Genomic DNA, 22061 nt, shown 5'->3' with positions numbered 1-22061 from the left:
TGACACGAGGCTGACCGGGAGGAGGGTCGGAATGCGCGCGCCAATCGGGTTCCGCATCAGCAACAGGCGGAAATCGCTGCGGATTTCCCAGGCAGCGCTCGCGCGCCTGGTGGGTATTTCGCCGAGCTATCTAAACCTGATCGAGAACAATAAGCGCGATGTCGGCGGCGCCTTGTTGCAGCGTGTCGCGCTGCATCTGAACATCAACATCGATGACCTGACCGGCCAGGCGGAGCAAAAGCTGCTGCAGGACCTCGAAGAGGCCTATGCCGATCCCATGGTTGAGTCTCTGCCTTTTCAGCCTGACGAGCGTCGGCAACTGGTGGCGCAGTATCCGGCCAGCGCGACGGCTCTTGCGCGATTGCATCGGGCCTATTCGGATGCGGTGGCCAATGCCGATGCATATGCGGATCGTCTGCGATCCGATCCGTTGCTTGGGCAAATGCTGCACCAGGTGCTTTCCGGGGTGACGGCCATTCGCTCGAGCGCGGAAATTCTCGAGGACGTGACGGATCTTGCCGAAGCGGAGCGGGCACGCTTCGTATCCTCGATCGGCCGTGAAACGCGCAATCTGGGAGCGGTCGCGCGGAACCTGATCGGGCACTTCGAGAATGTGAGCGCCAGCCGTCGCAGCATCTCTCCAGCGCGCGAGATCGACGATCTGCTGGTAGAGCAGGCCAATTACTTCCCGGCGCTGGAAGAGGCGGCGTTGCAATTGCGGGGGGATATCGAGGCGGAGGGGCCATTCGGCCTGCGCGCGCTGAGCGATATTTTGGAGCGTCGCTTCGGCATCAAGATCCTGATTGGTGGCAAGCCGCCCGGTGGAGCAGCGGACTATCCCGGCCAGTATCGCTATGTTCCCGAAATTGCGACGATGTGGCTCCAGGGAGCGACGACGTTGGCGACCCGGCAGTTCCAGCTGGCCCGGCTCTATGGTGAAGTGGCCGCCGGCGATGTCATCGAGGCGGAGCTGCAAAAGGCAGCGTTGGCGTCACCCACCGCGGAACGGCTGGCCCGTCGGGCCCTGGGGGCCTACCTGGCCGGGGCCATGGTATTCCCATATTCGAGCTTCCTCGAAGCGGCAGTAGGCGTGCAATACGACATTGACCAGCTGCGGCAGGCCTATAATGCGAGCTATGAACAGGTGGCCCACCGCCTCGTGTCCCTGCGGCGACCTGGGCAAGAAGGGGTTCCATTCGGGTTTCTACGCTCGGACCCCGCTGGTCGGCTGACCAAGCACTTTCCGCTGCCGGGACTTCTCCTGCCATATTCGGGGCATGCATGTCCCCTCTGGGCCATCTACGGTGCATTCCGCACCCCAGACATGCCGCTGCGGCAGGTCGTGCGGTTTTCCGATGGCTCACGCTATTTATTCGTCGCCCGTACGGTGCAACGTCGAGCCGCGGCTTTTAACGAACCACCTGTCATGGCCTCGGTAATGCTGGCCTGCAATGTTCTGCACGCGGACCAGACAGTCTATGCGCAGGGTCTCAACCTGGCCGATACCGACGCCGACGTTCGCGTGGGGCCGACCTGCCGATTGTGTACGCGGTCGGACTGTTCAAGCCGGCAGGAAGAGCCTCTTGCGCCGATGCCGGGTCGGTCGGATTTGCACGCGGCACTCGTTCCCAAGGGATTTGCGCTTGGCGAGCGGGGCTGATTGCGATTTAGTGTCGGCATCCGCGGAGGGGAGACCGCGGATCGATCCGGGGGGAATTTTGGCTGTCGATGTTCTGATCGCCGAAGATGAGCCAAGCATTCTGGAGTCGCTGGACTTCATCCTGCGTCGCGCGGGCTGGAACATCGAATCGGTCACGGATGGTGAGGCGGTGCTCGAAAGGGTGCGGCGGAACCGACCGCGGGTGCTTGTGCTCGATGTGATGTTGCCGAGGCGCAGCGGCTTTGATGTTCTGAAACAGTTGCGGTCCGACGAAGAAACCCGGGACCTGCCGGTACTGATCCTGACAGCGAAGGGCCAGCAACAGGACCGGCGCATTGCCGAGGAACTGGGCGCGGACGGCTTCGTGACCAAGCCCTACTCCAACGCTGAAGTGGTGGGCGCTGTGCGCCAGTTGCTGGGCGAAAATGACGGATCGGCGTAAGCTGACCAGCGGCGTGCTGGTGTTTGCGGTCTTCAGCGCCCTGCTGATCGTGCCGCCCCTGGTCTATATCTTCAACCATCCGGTGCTGCATTTCGGCCTGCCGCAAATCGTGCTTTATCTCTTCGGCGTATGGATCGTCATGGTGGTCGGGACGGCCATCCTGACCCACTACCTTCCGCGTGCCGTTGAGGATGACGGGCACCAGAGGGACGACTGATGCTCTCGGCCGATTTCGTCATCGCCACTGCCATCGCCTATGTCGGCCTGCTGTTTGTGCTGGCCTATTTCGGGGATCGGCATACACGCGCCAATCAATCGTCCTTTCTTCGTTCCCCGGCTGTCTACACCCTCTCCATCTCGGTCTATTGCACCAGCTGGACCTTTTACGGTGCAGTCGGCAACGCCGCACGCGGAGGATTGGAGTTCCTCACGATCTATCTCGGTCCCACCATCGTGTTCGTGGGATGGTGGTTCATCCTGCGCAAGCTGGTGCGCATCGGACGCATGCAGGCCATCACTTCCATCGCCGATCTGCTGTCATCCCGATACGGCAAGTCCAGCAGGCTTGCCGTGCTGGTGACGCTGATCGCGGTGATCGGAATTACGCCCTATATCGCCCTGCAGTTGAAGGCCATTACGGCATCGATTCAAGCTGTGGCCGCCTCGTCAGAAGGCGCCAGGGGCAGCCTGGCCGGCGTCGATGACGGTGCCCTGGCGTTTGGCATTGCCGCCGGCATGGCCCTTTTCACCATTCTTTTCGGCACCCGCAATGTCGATGCCAAGGAGCAGCACCATGGCGTGGTCGCGGCCATTGCCTTTGAAGCGGTGGTGAAGCTGGCGGCACTGCTCGCGGTCGGCATATTCGTAACCTTCGGCCTCGGGGGCGGCTTCGAAGCGGTGTACCGGGGTGCCGAGGCCGCCGGCATAGCCATTTACGAGCAGGATCCGTTCGGACCGCGCTGGGTGGCCATGACGCTGCTGTCGGCGGCGGCGGTCATCTGCCTGCCTCGTCAGTTCCAGATCACGGTGGTCGAGAACTCCAACGAGGACCATTTGCGGACGGCGGGATGGGCCTTTCCGGCCTATTTGCTGCTGATGAGCGTCTTTACTTTGCCCATTGCCCTCTATGGCATGACCGCGATGCCCGAAGGGTCCAATCCGGATATGTTCGTGCTGACGCTGCCCCTCTCCGCGGGGCAATCCGGTATTGCGCTGCTTGCCTTTATCGGGGGTTTTTCATCAGCTACTTCAATGATCATCGTGGCTTCGATCGCGCTGTCGATCATGGTTTCGAACCACATCATCATGCCCATCATCCTGCGCTCGTCCAATGTCGGTCAGGGCGACGGTCAGGGCGTACGACGCCTGCTGTTGCTTAGCCGCCGGGTGTCCATCGCGCTGATCCTGACGCTGGGATTTCTCTACTTCACCTTCACCGAAGACGACGCCCTGGCCCCCATAGGGTTGATTTCATTTGCCGGTGTGGCGCAGTTCCTGCCGGCCGTGCTGGCGGGCCTCTATTGGCGTGAGGCATCGCAGCGGGGCGCCGCCGCGGGTATCGGCGTCGGCTTTGTGGTTTGGGCCTGGACCATGTTCCTGCCCAGTTTCGAGACTGTCAGTCCCTGGGTCTATTCGGTGATGGAGGCCGGGCCTTGGGGGGTCGGATTCCTGCGGCCGCAGAACCTGTTCGGGCTGAACGGCCTCGATCCGCTGGTGCATTCGGTCTTCTGGAGCCTGCTGCTCAACACCGTCTTTCTGGTCGTCGGCTCGCTGCTATCGAACCAGTCTGCCCTTGAGCGCATACAGGCGGCGGCTTTCGTCGATGTTTTCCGCCGGCGTCCTTTCGAGCACAGGGGGCTGGTGCCTGGGTCTGCGACCGCCAATGATCTCTATTTCGTGGCCGAGCGGGTCATGGGGGAAAAGCGTGCTGCTGCGCTGTTCGAGGCGGCGGCTCAGGAGCGCGGTGTGGAGCCCGCACTGCTAGAGCCGACGCCGGAGTTCATTTCCCGACTGGAGCGGGAGCTCGCGGGGTCGATCGGTTCCGCCTCGGCCCATGTCATGCTCTCAAAGGTGGTGGCCGGCGGCGACGTGTCGCTCGAGGAAATGATGCAGATGGCCGACGAGACGCAGCAGGTGATCGAATATTCCCAGGAGCTGGAAAAGACCTCTGCCGAGTTGAGGGTTACTGCACGCAAGCTTGAGGACGCCAACGCGCAGCTTCGGGAACTCGATAGCCAGAAGGATGAGTTCCTGAGCCAGGTCAGTCATGAGGTCCGCACGCCGATGACCTCCATTCGGTCGTTCTCGGAAATTCTCATGGAACCGGGCGATCTCAACGATAGCCAACGGCAGCGGTTCATCACCACCATTCATCAGGAGAGCCTGCGCCTGACCAAGTTGCTCGACGAAATCCTGGACCTCAGCGCCTTGGAGCGAGGCGAACGCAACTGGCAAAACGTGCCGGTCGATGCCGAGGACGCGCTCGACCGCGCAGTGGCCGTCTGCGACGCATTGCTGCGCCAGAAAGGCATGCGGGTGGAATTCGGCGAGCGAGCGCAGACGACCATGGTGGAGGGAGATGGTGACCGGCTCTGCCAGGTTTTCATCAACCTGATCTCGAACGCGGTCAAATACAATGATGCGGACGATCCGGTGGTGCGCGTTACCTCGACCGTCCGCGCGGGGCAATTTGTCGTTGATGTCGCCGACAATGGCCCGGGTATCTCGAAGGCCGATCGCAAGCTTATCTTCGAGAAGTTCTGGCGTGGTGTCGAGGGAGGCGGGGACCAGGGGGGTGCCGGTCTGGGGCTCGCCATCAGCCGGCAGATCATCGCACGCATGAACGGGTCGCTTGAACTGGTGCCCGGACCCCTGCCTGGCGCATGCTTCCGGGTGCGCCTTCCCGTGGTCAAACAGGCCATGGCGGGGTAGGGGCGTCAGCCTTCGCCCTCGTCCGGAATGTTGAGCAGGTGCCCACAGGCCTTGCAGTGCACGGCGTCGGGATCATGCCGCTTGAGGCCGCATTGGGGGCAGGGGAAGGTCACCTTCGCCGGCCGGAAGATAAGCTGCGCCAATCGAACAAACAGCGAGATGCCGATAATCATGACGACAATCGCGGTGAGCTTGCCGAACGTGCCCGGCAGGATGATGTCGCCAAAGCCGGTAGTGGTCATGGTGGTGACGGTGAAGTAGAGCGCATCGACATAGCCAGCAATGCCGGATTCGCGATGCGCGAAGGCGGTATAGACGAAGCCCGTCACCACGAAGATGAACACCAGCAGATTGATGACGGCCTGTATGGTTTCGCGGTACTCACCCAGTCCGCGCTTTTCCAGCGGGCGCCAGACCAGGCTGGTGCGGGTCAGCGTCCACAAGCGCAGGATACGCAGGAAGCCGAGGTTGAAAAGCCAGGTCGGGGCCAGCAGCGTCACCAGGATGAAGATGTCGATGATGACCGGCAGTTGCCGCAGCCAGCGCGCGGGATGGGACGCCGCCAAACCGCGGGCGAGAAGGTCGAGCGCCAACAGCGCTGCGATGGAGTAGTCGATCCAGAGGAAGGTCTCGCTATTGCGCAGAAGGGGTGTCGCAATGAAGAAGGCGATGATCGCCAGGTCCAGCACGAGGATAATCGTCTGGAAGCGCAGGGCCTTGGCGGATTGCCCATGGTAGAGAGTCCGCAGTTTTGAGCGGAGACGGTCGATCGTGCCGCGCTGAGCGGCATCGGGTGCTTCTGGATCCTGGGTGTCAGGCACGCTTGTTCACTTCCCGGCCGGTCCCGCATAGGCAAGCCAAGCCGATTTTCTCAGCCCATTCGAAGCGGGTGACGTCGACCATTGATAGCCGTCAGCAATTGGCAAATGGGTAGGCGCAGACCTGGTCTTCTTTTCCCAGGTTGTCCGAGATGAATTGCTTGGCTTCAGAATCGGGTGGGGCAAGACATGCCTGGGCGCCGGCGATCCTGAACTCCCTTTCGAACGCGGACTGGATATTGGCCAGGGGAAACAGCCTGGCCAGCGAGGTATGGGATGGCGCCGACCAGCCCAGCAAGGCCGTGTCGTTGCCATTGACCTCACCAATGTCGCACCGCTTGGTTAGTTGCACGCAATTGGGCCCGCGACACACGGACAAGGCACCTTGATAGAGCATGGTCACAGTATAGTTGCTGGCGACAGACAGGTCGAACATGGTGCCGCGTACGGCAATCGAAGCGGTCGGGGTGTTGATGGAATAGGCAGATTTGGGGCTGTGACCGGATATGAAGCGGAAGGTCCCGGCAAGGGCATTGATCGCAAACTTGTCCGCGCCGCTACCATTGAGCAGATAGGTCTCGATCTCCAGCGTGCTGCGAGGGCCAACGACCAGTCTTGTCTGGTCGTCGAATAGCAGTTGCACATTTCCCGAGGGGCCGGTGACGATCCTGTCGCCCACCGAAACGTCGGCGCCGACGACAAGGACGCGTTCGGCGGACCCCCGGCGGGACAGCGCATCGGGATTGACGCCCACGGCTGTTCCTTCGCCCTCCGCATGGGCGGGAACGAACGAGATCAGCAAAGCAAAGGCGGAAAGGGCAATTCGTTTGATCATGACCGGAACCCTCCAACACTGCCACTGAACCGGGGATGAATGCTCCGGTGCCCCAGAACCTTAGCAGACAGCCTATGGGCAGGAAACGGGCTGCGGTCAGGAGGGGGCGAGCGCTCCGGTGGCGGCCAAGGTTGCCGCCGGGAGCGCGGCACGCTATGTGCAGCGCAGACAACAACCGGCAAAGTTGCCGGGCAAGGGGAACCCCATGAAGCTTGCCTTCGTCATTCCCGCCTACAACGAAGAGGCGCTGATCGGCAAATGCCTGGAATCGGTGCTGGCGGAGATCAAACGCTCGGGTGCGGACGCAGACGTCATTGTGGTCAACAATGCGTCCACCGACCGCACCGGTGAAATTGCCGCCAGTTTCCCCGGCGTACGCGTTGTCGACGAGCCCAAGAAGGGTTTGGTCAATGCGCGCGACGCGGGATTTGCAGCCAGTGAAGGCTATGAACTGGTCGCCAATATCGACAGCGATACCATAGTGCCCGAGGGCTGGCTGGACGTGGTGATGCGCGAGTTCTCAAAGGACAGCAAGTTGGTCTGCCTGAGCGGACCTTATGTCTATTACGACATGGCCCTCCACAACCGGGTATTGATCGGCCTCTTCTATGGCCTCACCTACCTGATCTATGTCCTCAATCGCTTCGTGCTGCGGGTTGGCTCGGTGGTGCAGGGCGGCAATTTCGTGTTCAAGCGTGCCGCTTGGGCCGCTGTGGGCGGCTATGACCGCAGCATTGAGTTCTTCGGGGAGGACACGGACGTAGCCGTGCGACTGTCCAAGGTCGGCAAAGTCAAGTGGACCTTCGGGCTCAAGATGAAGACTTCCGGGCGTCGGCTTGAAAAGGAAGGTGTTTTCCGCACAGCCGGAACCTATACGCTCAACTTCTTCTGGGTGACCTTCAGGGGCAAGCCCATGACCAAGGACTACACCGACATTCGTCCGCAATAGTCTGGAAACGCCGTCGGCCAGATCAGGCTGGCGCGAAGGGTAGGTTCGGCTACAATCCGGCCGGCCACATGACGTGGCGGAGTCGGCAGGCCGATGAGCATCACGTCCCAGCTTCCGCCCATTGCGCTGGCGCAGGCCAGCGCGACGCTACGCGCCTTGGCACAAGCGGCCGGTCAAACCGTCGAAGCGCGCGTGATCAGCCAGTCCGGTAGTGGGACGACGCAGTTGCAGATCGGGCGCCAGGTATTGACCCTGACGCTGCCTGAGGCGCAGCCGGTCGGGACCACGCTGACATTGTCGGTTCAACAGGCCGAGGGACAACTCCGCCTTGCCGTGGTCGCTACGCGACCGCCTGGTGCCCCGGCCCTTGGCGTGCCGCTCGCGACGACTTCCATGGCTTCCTCGCCTGCAACTTCCGTACAATTGTCTGCAGCGGCGCTGTCGAGCCCGGGCCTGTCAAGGCCCGTATCGTCGCCCGCTGCCGGTACGACCAGTTCACCGGCAGCCACCAGTCAAGGCGCGCCTGCGGGTCCGACTGGTTCAGCCCCAACTGTGGCGCCTCCTGCAACTGCCGGGTTGCGCGTGGCTCCTGGCTATGGCCTGCCGATATCCCCGGCTCCCGGGGCGACGCCGGCCCCGGCGGCACAACGCCCGGGAGACGTGACGCCGGCTCCGGCGGGATCATCAATGCCATCTTCGCCGCCCGCCGGGGTGTCATTCGGGACGGCAAGCCAAGGCCCAAACGCGTTGAATAGCAGCGCCGGCCCAGTTGGTTCGCAGGCGACGACGGGGCCGATGATCTCGACGCCGACTGCGGTGCCCTCCGTTCCAGCGCCAATGTCTGCAGCCACAAGCGTCCCGGCCATTGCGCCTGTCCCGTCCGGGTCACAGGCGACGACCCCTGCGCCGGTTGTCGGGGCCGTGGCGGCGGGCCGTATGGACATTCCCTATGCCGTTGCCGCTCCAGCCTCGGCGTCCCCCCAGGTTTCGAGCGTGACAGGATCGGCGGCGACGGCCTTGCCGCCGGTGGCGCAGATGGTGTCTTCCAGTACCGTCGGGCAGCACGCCCCGCCACCCAATGCGCCAGCCGCGCAGCCGGCGCCCGCTACCGCCGCGCCTGCCGCAACGGCACCTCCGCCCGCGTCCCCGCAGGTGGTACTGGCGCAAATGGTGCAGCAGGCCCTGTCGCGCCAGGACAGCATTGTGGGCCTAACCACAGCCCTGGCAGCAATCGCCGGGAAGGTGGCGTTGCCCGAACCTGTGGCGAAGGCAGCGCAGCAGGTGCTTGCAATGCGGATGCCGCTCGACACGGGACCGCTGAGCGGCGCGTCGATCAAGGCGGCAGTGCAACGGTCGGGCGTGTTCCAGGAAGCGTTGCTTGTCTCTGGCCAGGGGCAGGCGGCGGCCGGCGATGTGAAGAGTGCGCTTCTCGGGCTGCGGCAGAGCCTCGGCACCTGGCTTGGCAACCAGGCACCCATCGCGCAACTCTCGGCCGTTGCACCACCAATACGGGGGCAAGTCCCGCGCGCACGCAGTGGTGATGGTGCACCCCCGGAACTGCCCGATGACCCGGTCGAGATCGGCAAGGTTCTGATCGAGCGTACCGAGGCCGCGCTTTCGCGCCTGCGTCTGCACCAGCATGCTTCGCTCCCCGATCCAGGAGCTGCTCGGCAGGATGGGCAATGGAGTCTCGATTTGCCGGTCATGGTGGCCGGCCAGCAGCATCTGTTGCAGATGCAGATCCATCGCGACCCCGAAAAGGAGGCCGATCGCCCCGAGGATCGCGGCTGGCAGGTGCGCTTTGCCATCAACCTGGCAGAGCGCGGCGAGGTTGGTGCACAGATTTCATTGCGTGCGAGGACAACGGGTGTCCTGCTTTGGGCGGAGGATGCGGAAACCGCCCAGAGCCTGGGCGCCGCTGCCGACAGCCTTCGTGAGGCGATTGCGGGCGTCGGCCTTGTGCCTGGTGCCATCCTGGTGCGTGCGGGTGCGCCAGCACCGCAGGCCCCCCAATCCGCGAGTGGCGCGGGGCATTATGTGGATGCGCAACGATGAACGATGACAAGGTCCGAGACCGCGCCCTTGCAGTGGCGCTGCACTACGAAAAGGGCTCGAAGGAAGCCCCGCGGGTCGTGGCCAAGGGCAGGGGGCTAGTCGCCGAAAAGATCGTGGCTCTGGCCGAGGAGAACGGCGTCGTCATCGAAACCAATCCGGTGCTTGCCGAAGCCTTGAGTGGGGTCGAACTGGACGACACGATCCCCCTCGAACTCTACGACGCCATAGCCGTGGTCATCGGCTATGTGCTGCAGCAGACTCGGCGCTGAACAGGGGGTCAGCGAAGGCTGCGCTTCTCGTAGAACTCGTTGCCGCCCGCTTCGAGCACGTAGTACATGTTGTTGTAGGGGAAACGCAGACCTGCCGTGTGGAAGTGCTGGGCATTCTGCACGCCGGGATGCCTGGCGCCGGCTAATACCTGGTCGGCGACCTGCGCCGCGAGGACGGCGCCGCTGTCGGTCATTGGACGTGTCAGGACGCCCTGCGCGAACTGGTTCTTCTGCCCTACTACACCGCACACCGATTTGGGGTAACGGGCGTCCTGCAGGCGGTTCATGACCACAGTGCCTACGGCCAGCAGGCCTTCGGCGCTGGAGCGATTGGACTCGAAATACATGGCCCGCATCATGCATTCCTTCTCGCTCATCTGGCTCATGGCGAAATTCATGCCGAGGAAGCTGCACCCTCCCAGGCTGGAGGCCACGATGGCGAGGATCGCGACGCGCAGTAGAGTCTTGCTGTTGCGACGCATGGGCATTCTCCAGACTGTGGCGGAAAGGTCGCCTCGTCCGAAAATGCCGGCTCAGCCTTAAGGAAGGACTGAGCAAAACGGTAAACGAATTGCTAGCGCCGCCGTAAAAGACTGGCAAGCAGCAGGCCGGTGCCAATGATAGCTATGAGCGGAAGCGGGTCACGGCGGACCATTTGAGCACTCCGCCGTGCCTGGGCGCCGGCGATCTCTGCCAGATGCGCCGTCTGGCGAATGGCGTCGTGCCCGAAGTCGCCAATGTGATCGCTCCAATCCTCGGCGCTATGACCCACCTGACGCGAAAGGGCTCGGCCGATGCGCCGGACGTCACGCCGCATGGCATCAAGCTGCGCTTCCAGGCTATGAGGATCGTGTCGCGCAAAGCCGAGTTGGCTGAGAACAGAGTCAATGGACATGGGACGCTCCGTGTTTGCCGAACAACGGGTGAACAGGGTGCGCGGTTCCGTGCTCTTGAACTGGCGCACGCCAACGCCATCTAGAACGGATGGAGGGAGTTCATGAGCAAGAGTGCTGACCGGCTGAACAGGCTGTTTGATCGCCTCGAGAGGCGCATTCCGAGCCTTGCGGCCACCTGGCTCGCTCGGGTGCGTCGGCCGGAGGCGCGGCTGGTGCGCATCCCTTTGGGTATCCTGCTGGTGCTCGGTGGCATTTTCAGCTTCCTGCCGGTGCTGGGCATATGGATGCTGCCGCTGGGCCTGTTGCTGCTGGCTCTCGACCTGATCTTCCTGCAGGGCCCAGTCAATACGGCCGTATTGCGTGGTGGTCGATGGTGGACCAATTGGCAGCGCCACCGCCGCAATCGCAAGCGCGACGGGAAGTGAGTCAGTGCGCCCCTGCGTGGTGTGCTTCGATCAAGTCCACGGCCTCGGCCAATCTTTCATCGATTATGTGCAGGTATTGCGTCCAGTCGGCCAACTTGCTGAGTTCGGCCTTGCCGTCTGAAATGCCGCGCAGTGCCAGCAATGGCACGCCGAAAGCTTGGCAGGCCCGGAGGACGGCAAAGGTCTCCATGTCCACCATGTCCTCTCCCACGGTGTCGTAGGCGGCGCCAGAAACGATATTGGCACCGGTGGAGAGCGTGGCCGGGCGAAGGCCGGGCACGAGTGGCGCCAATGGCAGGGTCGGGGGCAGATCGAGCAGCGGCGTGACGCCGCGCGGAAATCCGATGGGCGATGCGTCCATGTCCCGGTAGCAGACCGATACAGCCTGATAGACGCAGCACTGTTCCAATGTCCGTGAACCCGCGGAGCCAAGCGACACCACCAGGCTCGGGAGGTTCTTGGTACGGTCCATGAGGGCGCGCGTTGTGTTGATGGCTGCCTCGACCGGGCCAATGCCGATCATGACCGGGGCAATGCGAGCCCGAAGATGGGGACCGAATTCGGGCTCAGCGGCCATGAGGTAGAGGATCGACATGGGGCGAAACTAACACAGCGCCAGTGGCGGCCAAGGCCCATTTTCGGTTCCGTAACCAAGTCAGCGGTAAGGTGGGTGCGGTCGCGGCAGGATGCCGAGGGCCAATGGAACCGCAAGAAATGCGCTTTGCAGTCATCGGGAATACACGCGAATGGAGCGAGCCTGCGCCCCCGTCCCGGGGTGACCCGCAGGTGGTCGATATCTCGGCAGTTGAAAACGAGGCGCGGCGACGCAAGGGCCTGCTCAGGCTCGACGAATGGCAGTTGCGCCAGTACGTGACCGATCGACCGGTGCCAGAGCATGTGATGCAGATGTGCACGCAGATCGACCTGGCGGCCGCGGCGCTGGCACGTCTTACCCCAATCCCGCGCGACTACGCCGACGACCTCTATTGGCCTTGCATGTAGTGGTTGCGGCCTGGACCGCGCTGCAAGGCCGCCTCAGGCGGCCTTTTTCGCACGCGGAGTGCGCTTGCGTGGAGGCTTGATTGCTTTGGCGGCCTCGGCCGCGATTTCGCTCATGGCCTTGAACCAGTAGACCTGGTCTTGCCCGTGGGGTCGCCCATCGGCTTCCCACAAGGCATAGGCGCGACGCTGGATCTCTTCGTGCATGGTTGCACTCCCTGATGGTGGATGCGTGATCGAGCCTGCGCGCGTATGGTCGACAGTTGGTAAAGCAATGCAAGCTCGACTGGCAGAGGCCATTTGCGCTGTGCGCAGGCCTAGTAGAGCCAATGTCGAAGCTGCGTGAACAAGACCGTCGTATCGGCAGGATGTCAGAAGGCGTCCAATAGTCTTGAGCACCACAATCGAGCGGCCTGGAGTTCACGGCCGGTCCCGAGCACTGGAGACTGTCATGCCCCCGTTTTACAAGATTCTTGCCAACAATCTTATTGCCAACGTCACAAACTTCACGGTCTGGTTTGCCATCACATTCTGGGTGTTCCTCGAGACCCAGTCTGTCTTTGCGACCGGCATGATCGCCGGCGTCTACCTGGTGTTCACCGCCGGCTTCGGCTTCTGGTTTGGCTCCATCGTGGATCACAATGCCAAGAAGCTCGCCATGTTAGGCTCAAGTGTCGTCTCTGGAGGGTTCTACGCGATCAGCCTGTTGCTGGTGCTCTTAGAGCCTGAAGGCGCCTTCACCGATCCTTACGGACCTTACCTCTAGGCCTTCGTGTTGCTGACCATGCTCGGTGTGATCGCTGGAAATATTCGCTCTATCGCCTTGCCGACACTGGTAACGATCCTCATTCCCGAAGACGTGCGGGATAAGGCCAATGGGCTGGTGGGCATGGTGACCGGCATCGGCTTCCTGACCACATCGGTTATTTCAGGTTTTCTTGTCGCCTATACCGGCATGCTCGGCGTGCTGGCATTGGCACTGGCGGCCAGCGCTATTGTGTTCCTGCACCTGTTGACTGTGAAGATCGACGAAGGGCGGGTAGAATCTGGCGACGATAGCCAGGCGACCCCGAAACGCGTGGATATAGCCGGAACTATCCGCGTGATAGCGGCCGTGCCCGGCCTGTTTGCGCTCATCTTCTTTGCCTGCTTCAACAATTTTCTCGGCGGCATCTTCATGGCACTGCTGGATGCCTATGGCCTGTCCCTGGTGGCAGTTGAGGTGTGGGGGCTGACCTTTGGCGTGCTCTCCACCGCCTTCATCCTCAGCGGCATCATCATTTCGAAGACCGGGCTGGGCCGCAACCCGCTTCGGACACTCCTGCTGGTCAATGTCATCACCTGGTCGGTGTGCTGCGTGTTCACCATCCAGTCGTCGTACTGGCTTCTGGCGGCTGGGTGTTTCGTGTGGATGCTCCTTGGGCCCTATGCGGAGGCAGCCGAGCACACGACACTGCAGAAGGTGGTGCCGCTTGAGCGTCAGGGCCGCGTGTTCGGTTTTGCTCAGTCGGTCGAGCAATCGGCGTCGCCGCTGACGGCCTTTCTCATCGGCCCGCTGACACAATTCGTGGTGATCCCGTTCATGACCGATGGGGCGGGTGCCAGTGCGATCGGATCGTGGTTCGGCACCGGCCCCGATCGAGGCATTGCGCTGGTATTCACCGTGGCGGGGTTGCTCGGTCTTGTCGTCACCATACTGGCGTTCAATTTGCGCTTCTATCGTGAGCTGTCCGCCGCCTATGCGGCCGGGAAAGACGATGATGGAGAAGGTGGCGGGGCGGCCGTGGCCAGCCCCGCCTGATCGGTAGCGTGCCGGTTACGCGGGCAAGGCGTTGGGTGGCGCTGACTGTTCGGTCTTGGGTGGAAAAGCCAGGGCCAGCAGGGCCGCCGCCAGACCCACCGCGGCCGAGGCGACATAGAGCCAGTGATAGTTGCCGAAGGTGTCATAAAGGTAGCCGCCGCCAACGGGTCCGAACGCCATGCCGATGGCCGAAGTCATGGTGATCCCGCCAAGCACCGTGCCCATTACCTTGGGTCCGAAATAGTCCCGGGCCAGCACGGAATAGAGGGGCATGACGCCGCCATAGACGAGGCCGAGCACCAGGGCCAGAAGGTAGAAGTGGGTCAGTTCGGTGACATAGATGTAGCTGTAGATGCCGGCGGCCTGCAGCAGCAATCCGCCGATGATGACGCGTTTGACGCCGATGCGGTCGGCCAGCATCCCGAAGAACACACGGCCGAACAGGCCTGCAAATCCTTCCACGCTGTAGATACTCGCCGCCGCCAGAGCCGATGCGCCACATAGCATCGCATAGCTCACGGTATGGAAGATGGGACCGGAATGGGCGCCGCAGCAAAGGAAGAACACGGCGGCCAGCACTATGAATTGGGGCGTGCGAAACAGCGCGGCGATGCGAGTCGGCGGCTTCTCCGCCGGAACGACATCACTCGATGGGCTCGGGGCCTCGAGGAGGGCTTCCGGCGCCCTGCGGATCAGAAAGGCGGCCGGGACGATGAGGCAGGCGGCCGAAATGGCCGTCATCGTCATGGCGTCTCGCCAGCCGAAACTGCCGATCAGGACCGTGGCGAGTGGAGTGATGGTCATGGGCGCGACGCCGCCGCCCAGCGAGACCAGTGAAACCGCCAGGCTGCGATGCTTGTCGAACCAGCCCAGGGTCGTGGCAATGAGCGGCGCGAAAAAAGCACCACCCGAGGCGCCGACGAGCCCGCCATAGGCCAGTTGGAAGACCAGCAGGTCAGTTGCGCGACTGGCGATGAAGAGGCCGAGGCCCAGCATGACGGCTGCGACGATGACGACCGGCCGGGCACCGATGCGGTCGGTCAGCGTGCCCCAGACGAAGCCGGCGATGCCCATGACGATGAAGCCCATGGTCATGGCACCGGATATGCCGGCCCGGGTCCAGCCCGTCTGATCGGCAATAGGTTGAAGATAGACGGGCAGGGCGAACATGGCGCCCATCGCCAGACAGGTGATGACGGCGCCGGCGGCGACGATCACCCAGCCATAATGTCGTTCCATTGGATGGTCCCTCCTTGCAGGTATCCATCACTGCGACGGATGAAGCGTCGGCGTAACGACATGGGCAAGCGAAATTTATCGGTTCCTCGGGCGGCTTGCCTTGCCCGCGGCGCCGGTGCGCCACATATTCATTGCATGAGCGAGAAGAAACCGGCCCGCCAGGGGGATGCCATAGCGCCGCAGGGCGCAGTCCGGGATGAAGTGGCTGCTTTCGTCAAGAAGGTTGGCCAATTGGCCCGGCCCAACGCAAGCGAAGACGGGCGGCTGTTATTTGCCATGGACGCCACCATGAGCCGGCAGCCGACCTGGGACATGGCGGTAAGCCTCCAGGCCGGCATGTTCGAAGCCATTCCCAAGGACGCTGCGCTGCAGGTGCAGCTGATCTATTTCCGCGGACTTGGGGAATGCAGGGCCTCGAAATGGATGCGCGACGCCAGCGCCCTGGCGCGGGTGATGAGCACCATTTCCTGTCAGGGCGGCAATACCCAGATCGGCAAGGTGTTCTCGCACGCCCGGGATGAGCACAGGCGGCGGCGCATCCACGCCGTGGTCTATGTGGGGGATGCGATCGAGGAAAGCGTCGACGCGCTTTGCGCCAAGGCTGGCGAACTCGGGCTGATGGGCTTGCCGCTCTTTGTCTTCCAGGAGGGCAGGGACGCGCGGGTCGAGGCTGCGTTCCGCGAATTTGCGCGTCTCTCCAAGGGAGCCTATGCGCGATTTGACAGCGGTGCACCGCAGCAGCTGGCCGATCTGCTGAAGGCAGTCGCCGCCTATGCCAGTGGTGGGCGCGCGCTGCTCAAGCTGCAGGGCAGCGGCGCCGCGCAGGCCTTGCTGACACAGATCGAGGGACGATGAGCTGGGTTTTTTTGGTCGCCCTGGTGTTGCTGGGCGTGGCTTGGGTCCTTTTCTCCCTGCGCAGGCTGGACAGGCGGTTCCTGATGCGGGGGCTGCGCTGGATCGTAGGCGGCGGCGCGATGCTGGTTGCGATCGCTGCGCTGCTGTTCCGGCGTATCGACATCGCCATGATTGTAGGGGCGGTCGCAGCATCGGTGCTTTTGCGTGGACGCCTGGGGCAGTTCTCCTTCGATAGCTTTGGCAGCGCTCCCAGCGGAAACGTGTCAAAGGTGCGCAGCCGGTATCTGGCAATGGAACTGGATCACGATACCGGTGAATTGAGTGGCCGGGTCGTTGATGGTCAGTTCGCCGGCTGGGATCTCATGGACCTCGGGGAGGCGGAGACCCGATCTCTGCTGACCGAGATCGGGCAGGACACGGAGAGCGTCAACCTGTTCGAGAGCTGGCTTGACACCAACAGGGCAGGCTGGCGGGAGTACTTTACCGAAAGCGAGAGCGCCTCGGGGCAGGGGGCGGCGAACGGCCGCGATCCGGTGGCGGAAGCCTATGCCGTTCTGGGGTTGAAGCCGGGGGCGAGCGATGACGAGATCAGGTCCGCACATCGCGAACTCATGAAGGGCGTGCATCCCGACCATGGCGGATCGGAGTTCCTGGCCGCCAAGATCAACGAAGCGCGGGATTTGTTGCTCGGACGGTGACGCCGAGCCGGCCGCGATCACGTTCTCTGGCGAACGAATGGCAGCTTCGCGCCTCTAGGCGCAATATATTCCATAGAGCGTGGTCAGAACCTGCTTCACCGCGTCCGAGGCCAGTGAATAGTACATCTGCTGACCGTCGCGACGGGCCTTGACGAAACCCAGTGCACGCAGTTTCGCCAGGTGCTGGGACAAGGGCGACTGCCCCAGGCTCACCCGCTCTCCCAGCTCCGAAACGTTCATTTCGTTGTCGAGCAGGTTGCACAGGATCAACAATCGCTTGGCGTTGCTCATCGCATCGAGCAGGCGCGTGGCCTGTTCGGCATTGGCCTCGAGTTTTTCGATTTCCATCTTGATCATATTAGAAAGTGCTTATATACGAATGTACGTATCAGACGCGAAGGCGTTTGAACAGCCCGTAACACAGGAGACTGCCATGCACACCAATGTTGGTTCCCTTGATCGCCTGGTTCGATTCGTATTCGGCCTCGCCCTCCTGGTCCTGCCCTTCATTCCCGGCATCACGGTCTTCACCAACCCGGTGGCCTTCTGGGCCGCGCTGGTTGTCGGACTGGTGCTGGTGGTCACGGCTTTGGTGCGCTTCTGTCCTCTTTATAGCCTTTTTGGCCTGACGACCTGCAAGGTAACCCACTAATGACTGAATTTACCCCGGTGATGTCGCTGCTTGGCGGCACACTGATCGGCCTGTCGGCCGTTCTTCTCATGGCTTTTCATGGCCGGATTGCCGGCATGACCGGCATTCTGAGCGGCCTGATGCCGCCGGTATCCGCGGATTGGGCCTGGCGTGCCGCTTTCGTGGCGGGCGCAATCGTTGCGCCCATGCTGATCCTGGGTGTGTCTGACCACGCCATTGCCTATTCCAGCCCGGTGCCAACGCCCTGGGTCATCATAGGCGGCCTTATTGTCGGCGTCGGCGTCTATTTCAGCTCCGGCTGCACCTCGGGCCACGGCGTGTGCGGTATGGCACGATTGTCGCCTCGATCCATTGCCGCCACGGCAACATTCATGGCGACCTCGGTTGTCACCGTGTTCGTCGTCCGCCACGTGATCGGGGGGCTGTGATGCTGCGTACTATTCTCGCGGGCGTTGTCGGGCTTGTGTTCGGCTCAGGCATTGCTTTTTCCGGCATGGCTAACCCGGCCAAGGTGCTGAACTTCTTCGATGTCGCCGGCACCTGGGACCCCTCGCTCGCACTTGTCATGGCCAGCGCCCTCGCCGTCGCCGCGATTGGCTACCGGATCGTCTTCAAGCGCAGCACGCCCCTGTTCGACGCCCGGTTCCACCTTCCGACGAACCGAAAGCTCGACCTGCCGCTGCTCGCCGGTTCTGCCATTTTTGGCATCGGTTGGGGCATTTCCGGGTTCTGCCCAGGCGGGGCCATCCCAGCCCTGGGCCTGGGCGAAAGCTCGGCCTGGATATTCGTTGGCTCCATGCTGGCCGGTATCGCGGCAGCTCGCACCGTTCGGATCGCGCTCGAGGCGCGGTCAACCCAGACAGCCTGACCTTTTGAGAAAGGAAATCATCATGGCCACTCTGCCTTTCACTCCCGAACTCGGCGTCAAGCCGGAGGTCACCGCGTTCTTCGATGCACCGACCAATACGATCTCGTATGTGGTCAAGGACCCGAACTCGCAGTCCTGCGCGGTCATCGATTCCGTCATGGACATCGATTATGCAGCCGGGCGCATCACCTATGACGGTGCCGACGAGATCATTGCCTATATCGAGCAGAACAATCTCAAGCTCGAATGGCTGATCGAAACCCATGTGCATGCCGACCATCTGTCGGCTGCGCCCTATATCCAGTCCAAGCTGGGGGGCAAGCTGGGGATCGGTGAGAACATCACCATCGTCCAGGACACATTCGGCAAGATCTTCAACGAAGGTACCGAATTTCAGCGCGACGGATCGCAGTTCGATCGTCTGTTCAAGGATGGCGACAGCTACCAGATCGGTGGGCTGACTGCACATGTGATGCATACGCCGGGCCACACACCGGCCTGCATGACCCACGTAATGGGCGATGCTGCCTTTGTCGGCGACACCCTGTTCATGCCCGATGGCGGGTCGGCCCGCGCCGATTTCCCGGGGGGCGATGCGCGCACGCTCTATCGTTCCATCCAGCGGGTGCTGTCGCTGCCGCGCGAAACGCGCCTGTTCATGTGCCACGACTACGGCCCGAACGGTCGCGACATCCAGTGGGAAACCTCCGTGGGCGACGAGATCGACCACAATATCCATGTGGGCCACGGCACCGACGAGGACACCTTCGTCAAGATGCGCGAGGAACGCGACGCGAGCCTTGCCATGCCCAAGCTCATCATCCCGTCCCTGCAGGTCAATATGCGGGCCGGGCAACTCCCGCCCAAGGACAAGGACGGCAAAACCTATCTCAAGGTCCCGATCAACGGGCTGTAATGCCCCATCCTGCAGCCCGTTTCCTCCCCTTGCGGGTTCTCGCAGGGGGAGGGTCCCTCCAAAAGGAAACCCCCAATGTTCTCTTTCTTCAACTCCAGGACCCGCTCCATGAACGTTCGCAAAATCGACGACAATTTCGCAGTCACCGGCCAGATCACGCCTGAGCAGGTCAAGGCCGTCTCCGAGGCCGGCTACAAGTCTATTGTCTGTGCGCGCCCCGACAACGAGGAATTCGGCCAGCCCAGCTTTGACGAGGTTGCCCGCGCAGCCGAGGCAGAAGGCATCCAGATCGTGCACATCCCGGTTTCGGGCGGTCTGGGCGAAGGCCAGATCATCCGCTTCCACGACGCCTGGAAGCAGATGCCCAAGCCCATGCTCGGCTATTGCCGCTCGGGCGCACGCGCCGGCAGCCTGCATGCCACGCTGAGCCGCTGATCTGTCCATTTCGCGCCCTTGTCCCCGCCACGGGGGCAGGGGCCATCCCTTGCCGCAACAAGAAGACCAATGACCCTCAAGACCTACCTGCCCATTCTCGACTGGGGCCGGCGCTACAACCGGCAGACGCTGACCAGCGACCTCATCGCCGCGGTGATCGTGACCATCATGCTGATCCCGCAGTCGCTCGCCTATGCGCTGCTGGCCGGGCTGCCGCCCGAAGTCGGTCTCTACGCGTCCGTTCTGCCGCTGGTAGCCTATGCGATCTTCGGCACCTCGAGCGCGCTGGCTGTCGGGCCGGTGGCCGTGGTCTCGCTGATGACGGCAGCCGCCGTCGGACGCATTGCGGCCGAGGGCACTGCCGATTATGCCAGCGCAGCCATCGTGCTGGCCGCGCTTTCGGGCATTTTCCTCATGGCCATGGGCCTGTTCCGGCTGGGCTTTGTCGCCAATTTCCTCTCGCATCCGGTCATTTCCGGCTTCATCACCGCCTCGGGTCTCATCATTGCCACCAGCCAGCTCGGCGGCATCCTCGGGATCAAGACGGAAGGCCATGCGATGCCGGAGCTGCTCCACTCGATCGTGGCGCATATCGGCGATATCAACTGGTACACGCTGGCGGTAGGCCTGGTGTCGCTCGGGCTGCTGCTGTGGATTCGCTATGACCTCAAGAACTGGCTGGCCCGTTTCGGCGTTCCCAAGGGCGTGGCGGCCATCATCGTGCGGGCAGGGCCGGTGCTGGTTGTGTTCCTGACCATGGCCTGGTCGGCGCTGTTCGACCTCAAGGGCAAGGGCGTGTCGCTGGTCGGCGAGGTGCCGCAGGGCCTGCCGCTGCTCTCACTTCCGAGCTTCAATCTCGACACCATCCAGGCGCTGGCCGTTCCGGCCATCATCATCTCCATTGTCGGCTTCGTGGAATCGATCTCGGTGGCCCAGACCCTGGCAGCGCGGCGGCGTGAGCGCATCAAGCCGGACCAGGAACTGATCGGCTTGGGCGCCTCCAACATGGCGGCGGCCCTAGGCGGCGGCTATCCGGTGACCGGTGGCTTTGCCCGCTCGGTGGTCAATTTCGACGCCGGGGCAGCAACGCCGGCCGCGGGTGCCTTCACTGCCGTGGGCATTGCGGGCGCGACGCTGCTGCTGACGCCATTCCTGGCGGTGCTGCCCAAGGCGACGCTGGCCGCCACGATCGTGGTGGCGGTGCTGACGCTGGTGGATTTTTCAATCCTCAAGCGGGCCTGGACCTATTCCAAGGCCGATTTCGTCGCCGTGGCCTTCACGCTTGTGGGGACGCTGATCTTCGGCGTCGAAACGGGGATTGCGCTGGGCGTCGGTGCGTCCATCCTGATCTTCCTCTACCGCTCGTCGCGGCCTCATGCCGCCATTGTGGGACAGGTGCCCGGCACCGAGCATTTCCGCAATATCAAGCGGCACAAGGTGGACACCGTGCCCGGTGTGCTGTCCATCCGCATCGACGAAAGCCTCTATTTCGCCAATGCGCGCTATCTCGAAGACCTGGTGACCGACCAGGTTACCCGTAACCCGGGGCTGACCGATGTCGTGCTGATGTGCTCGGCGGTCAATGCGATCGACATGTCCGCGCTCGAGAGCCTCGAGGCCATCCGCCATCACCTCGACGACATGGGCGTGCGCCTGCACCTTTCGGAGGTGAAAGGGCCGGTGATGGATCGCCTGGCGGGCACCGAGTTCATCGAGGCGCTCAAGGGGCGGGTGCATCTCAGCCAGCACCAGGCGATGCAGGCCATCAGCGGCAGAAGCGGCGAGGACGAACAGGCTGTCCCCTTGCCATCCACCGTAGCGGGATAGTCTCGGGCGAAGGCGATTGCATTGCTGCCCCGGCCGCCTATGGTTCATGCGCGCCGCCGGGGCGCATGCATGGCCGGGAGATGCGCGCGATGAACACTGTGAGCGGTGGTTGCCTCTGCGGCAATGTTCGACTGGTGGCGCAGGGCGAGCCTTATCGTGTCGGCATCTGCCATTGTCTGGACTGCCGTAAGCATCATGGTGCCCTGTTTTACGCCGCAGCCGTGTTTCCGCTGGATGCGGTGCGGGTCGAAGGGGAGACCCGGCAGTATCAGGGGCGGTACTTCTGCCCCGCCTGCGGGTCGTCGGTGTTTGCGCGGAGCGGCGACGAGATCGAGGTGCATCTTGGTACGCTCGACCTGCCCTCTCAATTCGAGCCGACCTATGAGAACTGGACGCTGCGCCGCGAGGCCTGGCTGCCCGAATTCACCCATATGCGGCACTATGAGCGCGACCGGCAGGGCTCCGGGCGCGCAGAAGAGTAGAGCGTCCCG

At 62.8% G+C, this 22061-nt stretch carries 27 protein-coding genes and 1 pseudogene; 20 read left to right on the top strand and 8 right to left on the bottom strand.

The features are described from left to right. Positions 1-31: 31 nt before the first annotated feature. Genes K1X15_RS09010 through K1X15_RS08995 form a run of 4 tightly spaced genes read left to right on the top strand, consistent with a single transcriptional unit; the run spans position 32 to position 5033 of the window. Entirely contained in the window at positions 32-1660 is a 1629-nt protein-coding gene (locus K1X15_RS09010; RefSeq protein ID WP_220307120.1) for a helix-turn-helix transcriptional regulator, read from the top strand. 58 nt (positions 1661-1718) lie between these two features. Then, positions 1719-2102, top strand: coding sequence for a response regulator transcription factor (locus K1X15_RS09005; RefSeq protein WP_220307119.1), 384 nt, complete (start codon positions 1719-1721; stop codon positions 2100-2102). Beyond that, positions 2086-2319 carry a hypothetical protein gene (locus tag K1X15_RS09000; RefSeq protein WP_220307118.1) on the top strand — a complete coding sequence of 78 codons (234 nt, stop codon included), beginning with the start codon at positions 2086-2088 and terminating at the stop codon, positions 2317-2319. Before K1X15_RS09005 ends, K1X15_RS09000 begins: the two co-directional genes overlap by 17 nt. Further along, positions 2319-5033 carry a sensor histidine kinase gene (locus tag K1X15_RS08995; RefSeq protein WP_220307117.1) on the top strand — a complete coding sequence of 905 codons (2715 nt, stop codon included), beginning with the start codon at positions 2319-2321 and terminating at the stop codon, positions 5031-5033. Before K1X15_RS09000 ends, K1X15_RS08995 begins: the two co-directional genes overlap by 1 nt. A gap of 5 nt (positions 5034-5038) precedes the next feature. Here the strand turns inward: K1X15_RS08995 and K1X15_RS08990 are convergent, their stop codons facing one another. Both K1X15_RS08990 and K1X15_RS08985 read right to left on the bottom strand, forming a co-directional pair. Continuing rightward, on the bottom strand, positions 5039-5854 hold the full coding sequence (locus K1X15_RS08990) for an ion channel (RefSeq protein ID WP_220307116.1): 816 nt from the start codon (positions 5852-5854) through the stop codon (positions 5039-5041). 91 nt (positions 5855-5945) lie between these two features. Continuing rightward, positions 5946-6686: a FecR family protein gene (locus K1X15_RS08985; RefSeq protein ID WP_220307115.1), complete on the bottom strand. Its 741-nt coding sequence runs from the start codon at positions 6684-6686 to the stop codon at positions 5946-5948. Between the two features lie 205 nt (positions 6687-6891). Between K1X15_RS08985 and K1X15_RS08980 the strand changes: the two genes are divergently transcribed. The 3 genes from K1X15_RS08980 to K1X15_RS08970 all read left to right on the top strand — a co-directional run bounded on the left by K1X15_RS08980 (position 6892) and on the right by K1X15_RS08970 (position 9959). Beyond that, positions 6892-7635: a glycosyltransferase family 2 protein gene (locus tag K1X15_RS08980; protein WP_220307114.1), complete on the top strand. Its 744-nt coding sequence runs from the start codon at positions 6892-6894 to the stop codon at positions 7633-7635. 837 nt (positions 7636-8472) lie between these two features. After that, positions 8473-9690, top strand: a complete 1218-nt coding sequence (fliK, locus tag K1X15_RS08975) for a flagellar hook-length control protein FliK (protein WP_220307113.1) — start codon at positions 8473-8475, stop codon at positions 9688-9690. After that, a complete protein-coding gene (locus tag K1X15_RS08970) occupies positions 9687-9959 on the top strand; it encodes an EscU/YscU/HrcU family type III secretion system export apparatus switch protein (protein WP_220307112.1) in 273 nt (90 codons plus the stop codon). The genes fliK and K1X15_RS08970 overlap by 4 nt, the downstream gene beginning before the upstream one ends. A gap of 17 nt (positions 9960-9976) precedes the next feature. Here the strand turns inward: K1X15_RS08970 and K1X15_RS08965 are convergent. Both K1X15_RS08965 and K1X15_RS08960 read right to left on the bottom strand, forming a co-directional pair. Beyond that, positions 9977-10441, bottom strand: a pseudogene (locus K1X15_RS08965) (cell wall hydrolase); the annotation flags it as partial. Positions 10442-10533: 92 nt separating this feature from the next. Then, a complete protein-coding gene (locus K1X15_RS08960) occupies positions 10534-10854 on the bottom strand; it encodes a hypothetical protein (protein ID WP_220307111.1) in 321 nt (106 codons plus the stop codon). Positions 10855-10956: 102 nt separating this feature from the next. On the opposite strand from K1X15_RS08960, the gene K1X15_RS08955 reads away from it, so the two are divergent. Next, on the top strand, positions 10957-11280 hold the full coding sequence (locus K1X15_RS08955; protein ID WP_220307110.1) for a hypothetical protein: 324 nt from the start codon (positions 10957-10959) through the stop codon (positions 11278-11280). Position 11281: 1 nt separating this feature from the next. Here the strand turns inward: K1X15_RS08955 and K1X15_RS08950 are convergent, their stop codons facing one another. Continuing rightward, positions 11282-11875: a 5'-methylthioadenosine/S-adenosylhomocysteine nucleosidase gene (locus K1X15_RS08950; RefSeq protein WP_220307109.1), complete on the bottom strand. Its 594-nt coding sequence runs from the start codon at positions 11873-11875 to the stop codon at positions 11282-11284. A 104-nt stretch (positions 11876-11979) separates the two neighbouring features. Between K1X15_RS08950 and K1X15_RS08945 the strand changes: the two genes are divergently transcribed. Beyond that, positions 11980-12282: a hypothetical protein gene (locus tag K1X15_RS08945; protein ID WP_220307108.1), complete on the top strand. Its 303-nt coding sequence runs from the start codon at positions 11980-11982 to the stop codon at positions 12280-12282. 33 nt (positions 12283-12315) lie between these two features. On the opposite strand, the gene K1X15_RS08940 is transcribed toward K1X15_RS08945, so the two are convergent. Next, a complete protein-coding gene (locus tag K1X15_RS08940; protein ID WP_220307107.1) occupies positions 12316-12486 on the bottom strand; it encodes a DUF2934 domain-containing protein in 171 nt (56 codons plus the stop codon). 244 nt (positions 12487-12730) lie between these two features. On the opposite strand from K1X15_RS08940, the gene K1X15_RS08935 reads away from it, so the two are divergent. Together K1X15_RS08935 and K1X15_RS08930 are read left to right on the top strand one after the other, a co-directional pair. Continuing rightward, entirely contained in the window at positions 12731-13045 is a 315-nt protein-coding gene (locus K1X15_RS08935) for a hypothetical protein (RefSeq protein ID WP_220307106.1), read from the top strand. An 18-nt stretch (positions 13046-13063) separates the two neighbouring features. After that, positions 13064-14080, top strand: a complete 1017-nt coding sequence (locus tag K1X15_RS08930; protein WP_240549753.1) for an MFS transporter — start codon at positions 13064-13066, stop codon at positions 14078-14080. 15 nt (positions 14081-14095) lie between these two features. On the opposite strand, the gene K1X15_RS08925 is transcribed toward K1X15_RS08930, so the two are convergent. Next, complete coding sequence (locus K1X15_RS08925) at positions 14096-15319, bottom strand: MFS transporter (RefSeq protein WP_220307104.1); 1224 nt, start codon at positions 15317-15319, stop codon at positions 14096-14098. A 135-nt stretch (positions 15320-15454) separates the two neighbouring features. Here K1X15_RS08925 and K1X15_RS08920 point away from each other — a divergent pair, with 135 nt between their 5' ends. Together K1X15_RS08920 and K1X15_RS08915 are read left to right on the top strand one after the other, a co-directional pair. Beyond that, positions 15455-16174: a VWA domain-containing protein gene (locus tag K1X15_RS08920; RefSeq protein ID WP_220307103.1), complete on the top strand. Its 720-nt coding sequence runs from the start codon at positions 15455-15457 to the stop codon at positions 16172-16174. Positions 16175-16185: 11 nt separating this feature from the next. Then, positions 16186-16872 carry a DnaJ domain-containing protein gene (locus tag K1X15_RS08915; RefSeq protein WP_220307102.1) on the top strand — a complete coding sequence of 229 codons (687 nt, stop codon included), beginning with the start codon at positions 16186-16188 and terminating at the stop codon, positions 16870-16872. Between the two features lie 54 nt (positions 16873-16926). Here the strand turns inward: K1X15_RS08915 and K1X15_RS08910 are convergent, their stop codons facing one another. Further along, the gene (locus K1X15_RS08910; RefSeq protein WP_220307101.1) at positions 16927-17229 is read right to left on the bottom strand and encodes an ArsR/SmtB family transcription factor; all 303 of its coding nucleotides are present in this window, start codon (positions 17227-17229) and stop codon (positions 16927-16929) included. Between the two features lie 76 nt (positions 17230-17305). Here K1X15_RS08910 and K1X15_RS08905 point away from each other — a divergent pair, with 76 nt between their 5' ends. The 7 genes from K1X15_RS08905 to K1X15_RS08875 all read left to right on the top strand — a co-directional run bounded on the left by K1X15_RS08905 (position 17306) and on the right by K1X15_RS08875 (position 22052). Continuing rightward, the gene (locus tag K1X15_RS08905; protein WP_220307100.1) at positions 17306-17524 is read left to right on the top strand and encodes a YgaP family membrane protein; all 219 of its coding nucleotides are present in this window, start codon (positions 17306-17308) and stop codon (positions 17522-17524) included. Next, positions 17524-17952, top strand: a complete 429-nt coding sequence (locus K1X15_RS08900; protein ID WP_220307099.1) for a YeeE/YedE family protein — start codon at positions 17524-17526, stop codon at positions 17950-17952. The genes K1X15_RS08905 and K1X15_RS08900 overlap by 1 nt, the downstream gene beginning before the upstream one ends. Then, the gene (locus K1X15_RS08895; protein ID WP_220307098.1) at positions 17952-18392 is read left to right on the top strand and encodes a DUF6691 family protein; all 441 of its coding nucleotides are present in this window, start codon (positions 17952-17954) and stop codon (positions 18390-18392) included. Before K1X15_RS08900 ends, K1X15_RS08895 begins: the two co-directional genes overlap by 1 nt. Positions 18393-18414: 22 nt before the next feature. Beyond that, positions 18415-19308: an MBL fold metallo-hydrolase gene (locus K1X15_RS08890; protein ID WP_220307097.1), complete on the top strand. Its 894-nt coding sequence runs from the start codon at positions 18415-18417 to the stop codon at positions 19306-19308. A gap of 108 nt (positions 19309-19416) precedes the next feature. After that, complete coding sequence (locus K1X15_RS08885) at positions 19417-19743, top strand: protein tyrosine phosphatase family protein (RefSeq protein ID WP_220307096.1); 327 nt, start codon at positions 19417-19419, stop codon at positions 19741-19743. A 69-nt stretch (positions 19744-19812) separates the two neighbouring features. Then, the gene (locus K1X15_RS08880; RefSeq protein ID WP_220307095.1) at positions 19813-21570 is read left to right on the top strand and encodes a SulP family inorganic anion transporter; all 1758 of its coding nucleotides are present in this window, start codon (positions 19813-19815) and stop codon (positions 21568-21570) included. An 89-nt stretch (positions 21571-21659) separates the two neighbouring features. Further along, positions 21660-22052: a GFA family protein gene (locus K1X15_RS08875; protein ID WP_220307094.1), complete on the top strand. Its 393-nt coding sequence runs from the start codon at positions 21660-21662 to the stop codon at positions 22050-22052. Positions 22053-22061 lie beyond the last annotated feature (9 nt).

It is taken from the genome of Devosia salina (assembly GCF_019504385.1).
Lineage (GTDB): Bacteria > Pseudomonadota > Alphaproteobacteria > Rhizobiales > Devosiaceae > Devosia > Devosia salina.
This window is presented reverse-complemented; position numbering and strand designations above follow the sequence as displayed.

Bases quoted from the DNA above. Each gene is read 5' to 3' on its own strand.
- K1X15_RS08940 (WP_220307107.1), bottom strand. From the start codon at position 12,486: ATGCACGAAGAGATCCAGCGTCGCGCCTATGCCTTGTGGGAAGCCGAT.
- K1X15_RS08900 (WP_220307099.1), top strand. From the start codon at position 17,524: ATGACTGAATTTACCCCGGTGATGTCGCTGCTTGGCGGCACACTGATC.
- K1X15_RS08890 (WP_220307097.1), top strand. From the start codon at position 18,415: ATGGCCACTCTGCCTTTCACTCCCGAACTCGGCGTCAAGCCGGAGGTC.
- K1X15_RS08910 (WP_220307101.1), bottom strand. From the start codon at position 17,229: ATGATCAAGATGGAAATCGAAAAACTCGAGGCCAATGCCGAACAGGCC.
- fliK (WP_220307113.1), top strand. From the start codon at position 8,473: ATGTCTGCAGCCACAAGCGTCCCGGCCATTGCGCCTGTCCCGTCCGGG.
- K1X15_RS08930 (WP_240549753.1), top strand. From the start codon at position 13,064: ATGCTCGGTGTGATCGCTGGAAATATTCGCTCTATCGCCTTGCCGACA.
- K1X15_RS08895 (WP_220307098.1), top strand. From the start codon at position 17,952: ATGCTGCGTACTATTCTCGCGGGCGTTGTCGGGCTTGTGTTCGGCTCA.
- K1X15_RS08985 (WP_220307115.1), bottom strand. From the start codon at position 6,686: ATGATCAAACGAATTGCCCTTTCCGCCTTTGCTTTGCTGATCTCGTTC.
- K1X15_RS08905 (WP_220307100.1), top strand. From the start codon at position 17,306: ATGCACACCAATGTTGGTTCCCTTGATCGCCTGGTTCGATTCGTATTC.
- K1X15_RS08935 (WP_220307106.1), top strand. From the start codon at position 12,731: ATGCCCCCGTTTTACAAGATTCTTGCCAACAATCTTATTGCCAACGTC.
- K1X15_RS09000 (WP_220307118.1), top strand. From the start codon at position 2,086: ATGACGGATCGGCGTAAGCTGACCAGCGGCGTGCTGGTGTTTGCGGTC.
- K1X15_RS08980 (WP_220307114.1), top strand. From the start codon at position 6,892: ATGAAGCTTGCCTTCGTCATTCCCGCCTACAACGAAGAGGCGCTGATC.
- K1X15_RS08875 (WP_220307094.1), top strand. From the start codon at position 21,660: ATGAACACTGTGAGCGGTGGTTGCCTCTGCGGCAATGTTCGACTGGTG.
- K1X15_RS08945 (WP_220307108.1), top strand. From the start codon at position 11,980: ATGGAACCGCAAGAAATGCGCTTTGCAGTCATCGGGAATACACGCGAA.
- K1X15_RS08920 (WP_220307103.1), top strand. From the start codon at position 15,455: ATGAGCGAGAAGAAACCGGCCCGCCAGGGGGATGCCATAGCGCCGCAG.
- K1X15_RS08880 (WP_220307095.1), top strand. From the start codon at position 19,813: ATGACCCTCAAGACCTACCTGCCCATTCTCGACTGGGGCCGGCGCTAC.
- K1X15_RS08995 (WP_220307117.1), top strand. From the start codon at position 2,319: ATGCTCTCGGCCGATTTCGTCATCGCCACTGCCATCGCCTATGTCGGC.
- K1X15_RS08955 (WP_220307110.1), top strand. From the start codon at position 10,957: ATGAGCAAGAGTGCTGACCGGCTGAACAGGCTGTTTGATCGCCTCGAG.
- K1X15_RS09010 (WP_220307120.1), top strand. From the start codon at position 32: ATGCGCGCGCCAATCGGGTTCCGCATCAGCAACAGGCGGAAATCGCTG.
- K1X15_RS08950 (WP_220307109.1), bottom strand. From the start codon at position 11,875: ATGTCGATCCTCTACCTCATGGCCGCTGAGCCCGAATTCGGTCCCCAT.
- K1X15_RS08885 (WP_220307096.1), top strand. From the start codon at position 19,417: ATGAACGTTCGCAAAATCGACGACAATTTCGCAGTCACCGGCCAGATC.
- K1X15_RS08970 (WP_220307112.1), top strand. From the start codon at position 9,687: ATGAACGATGACAAGGTCCGAGACCGCGCCCTTGCAGTGGCGCTGCAC.
- K1X15_RS08960 (WP_220307111.1), bottom strand. From the start codon at position 10,854: ATGTCCATTGACTCTGTTCTCAGCCAACTCGGCTTTGCGCGACACGAT.
- K1X15_RS08925 (WP_220307104.1), bottom strand. From the start codon at position 15,319: ATGGAACGACATTATGGCTGGGTGATCGTCGCCGCCGGCGCCGTCATC.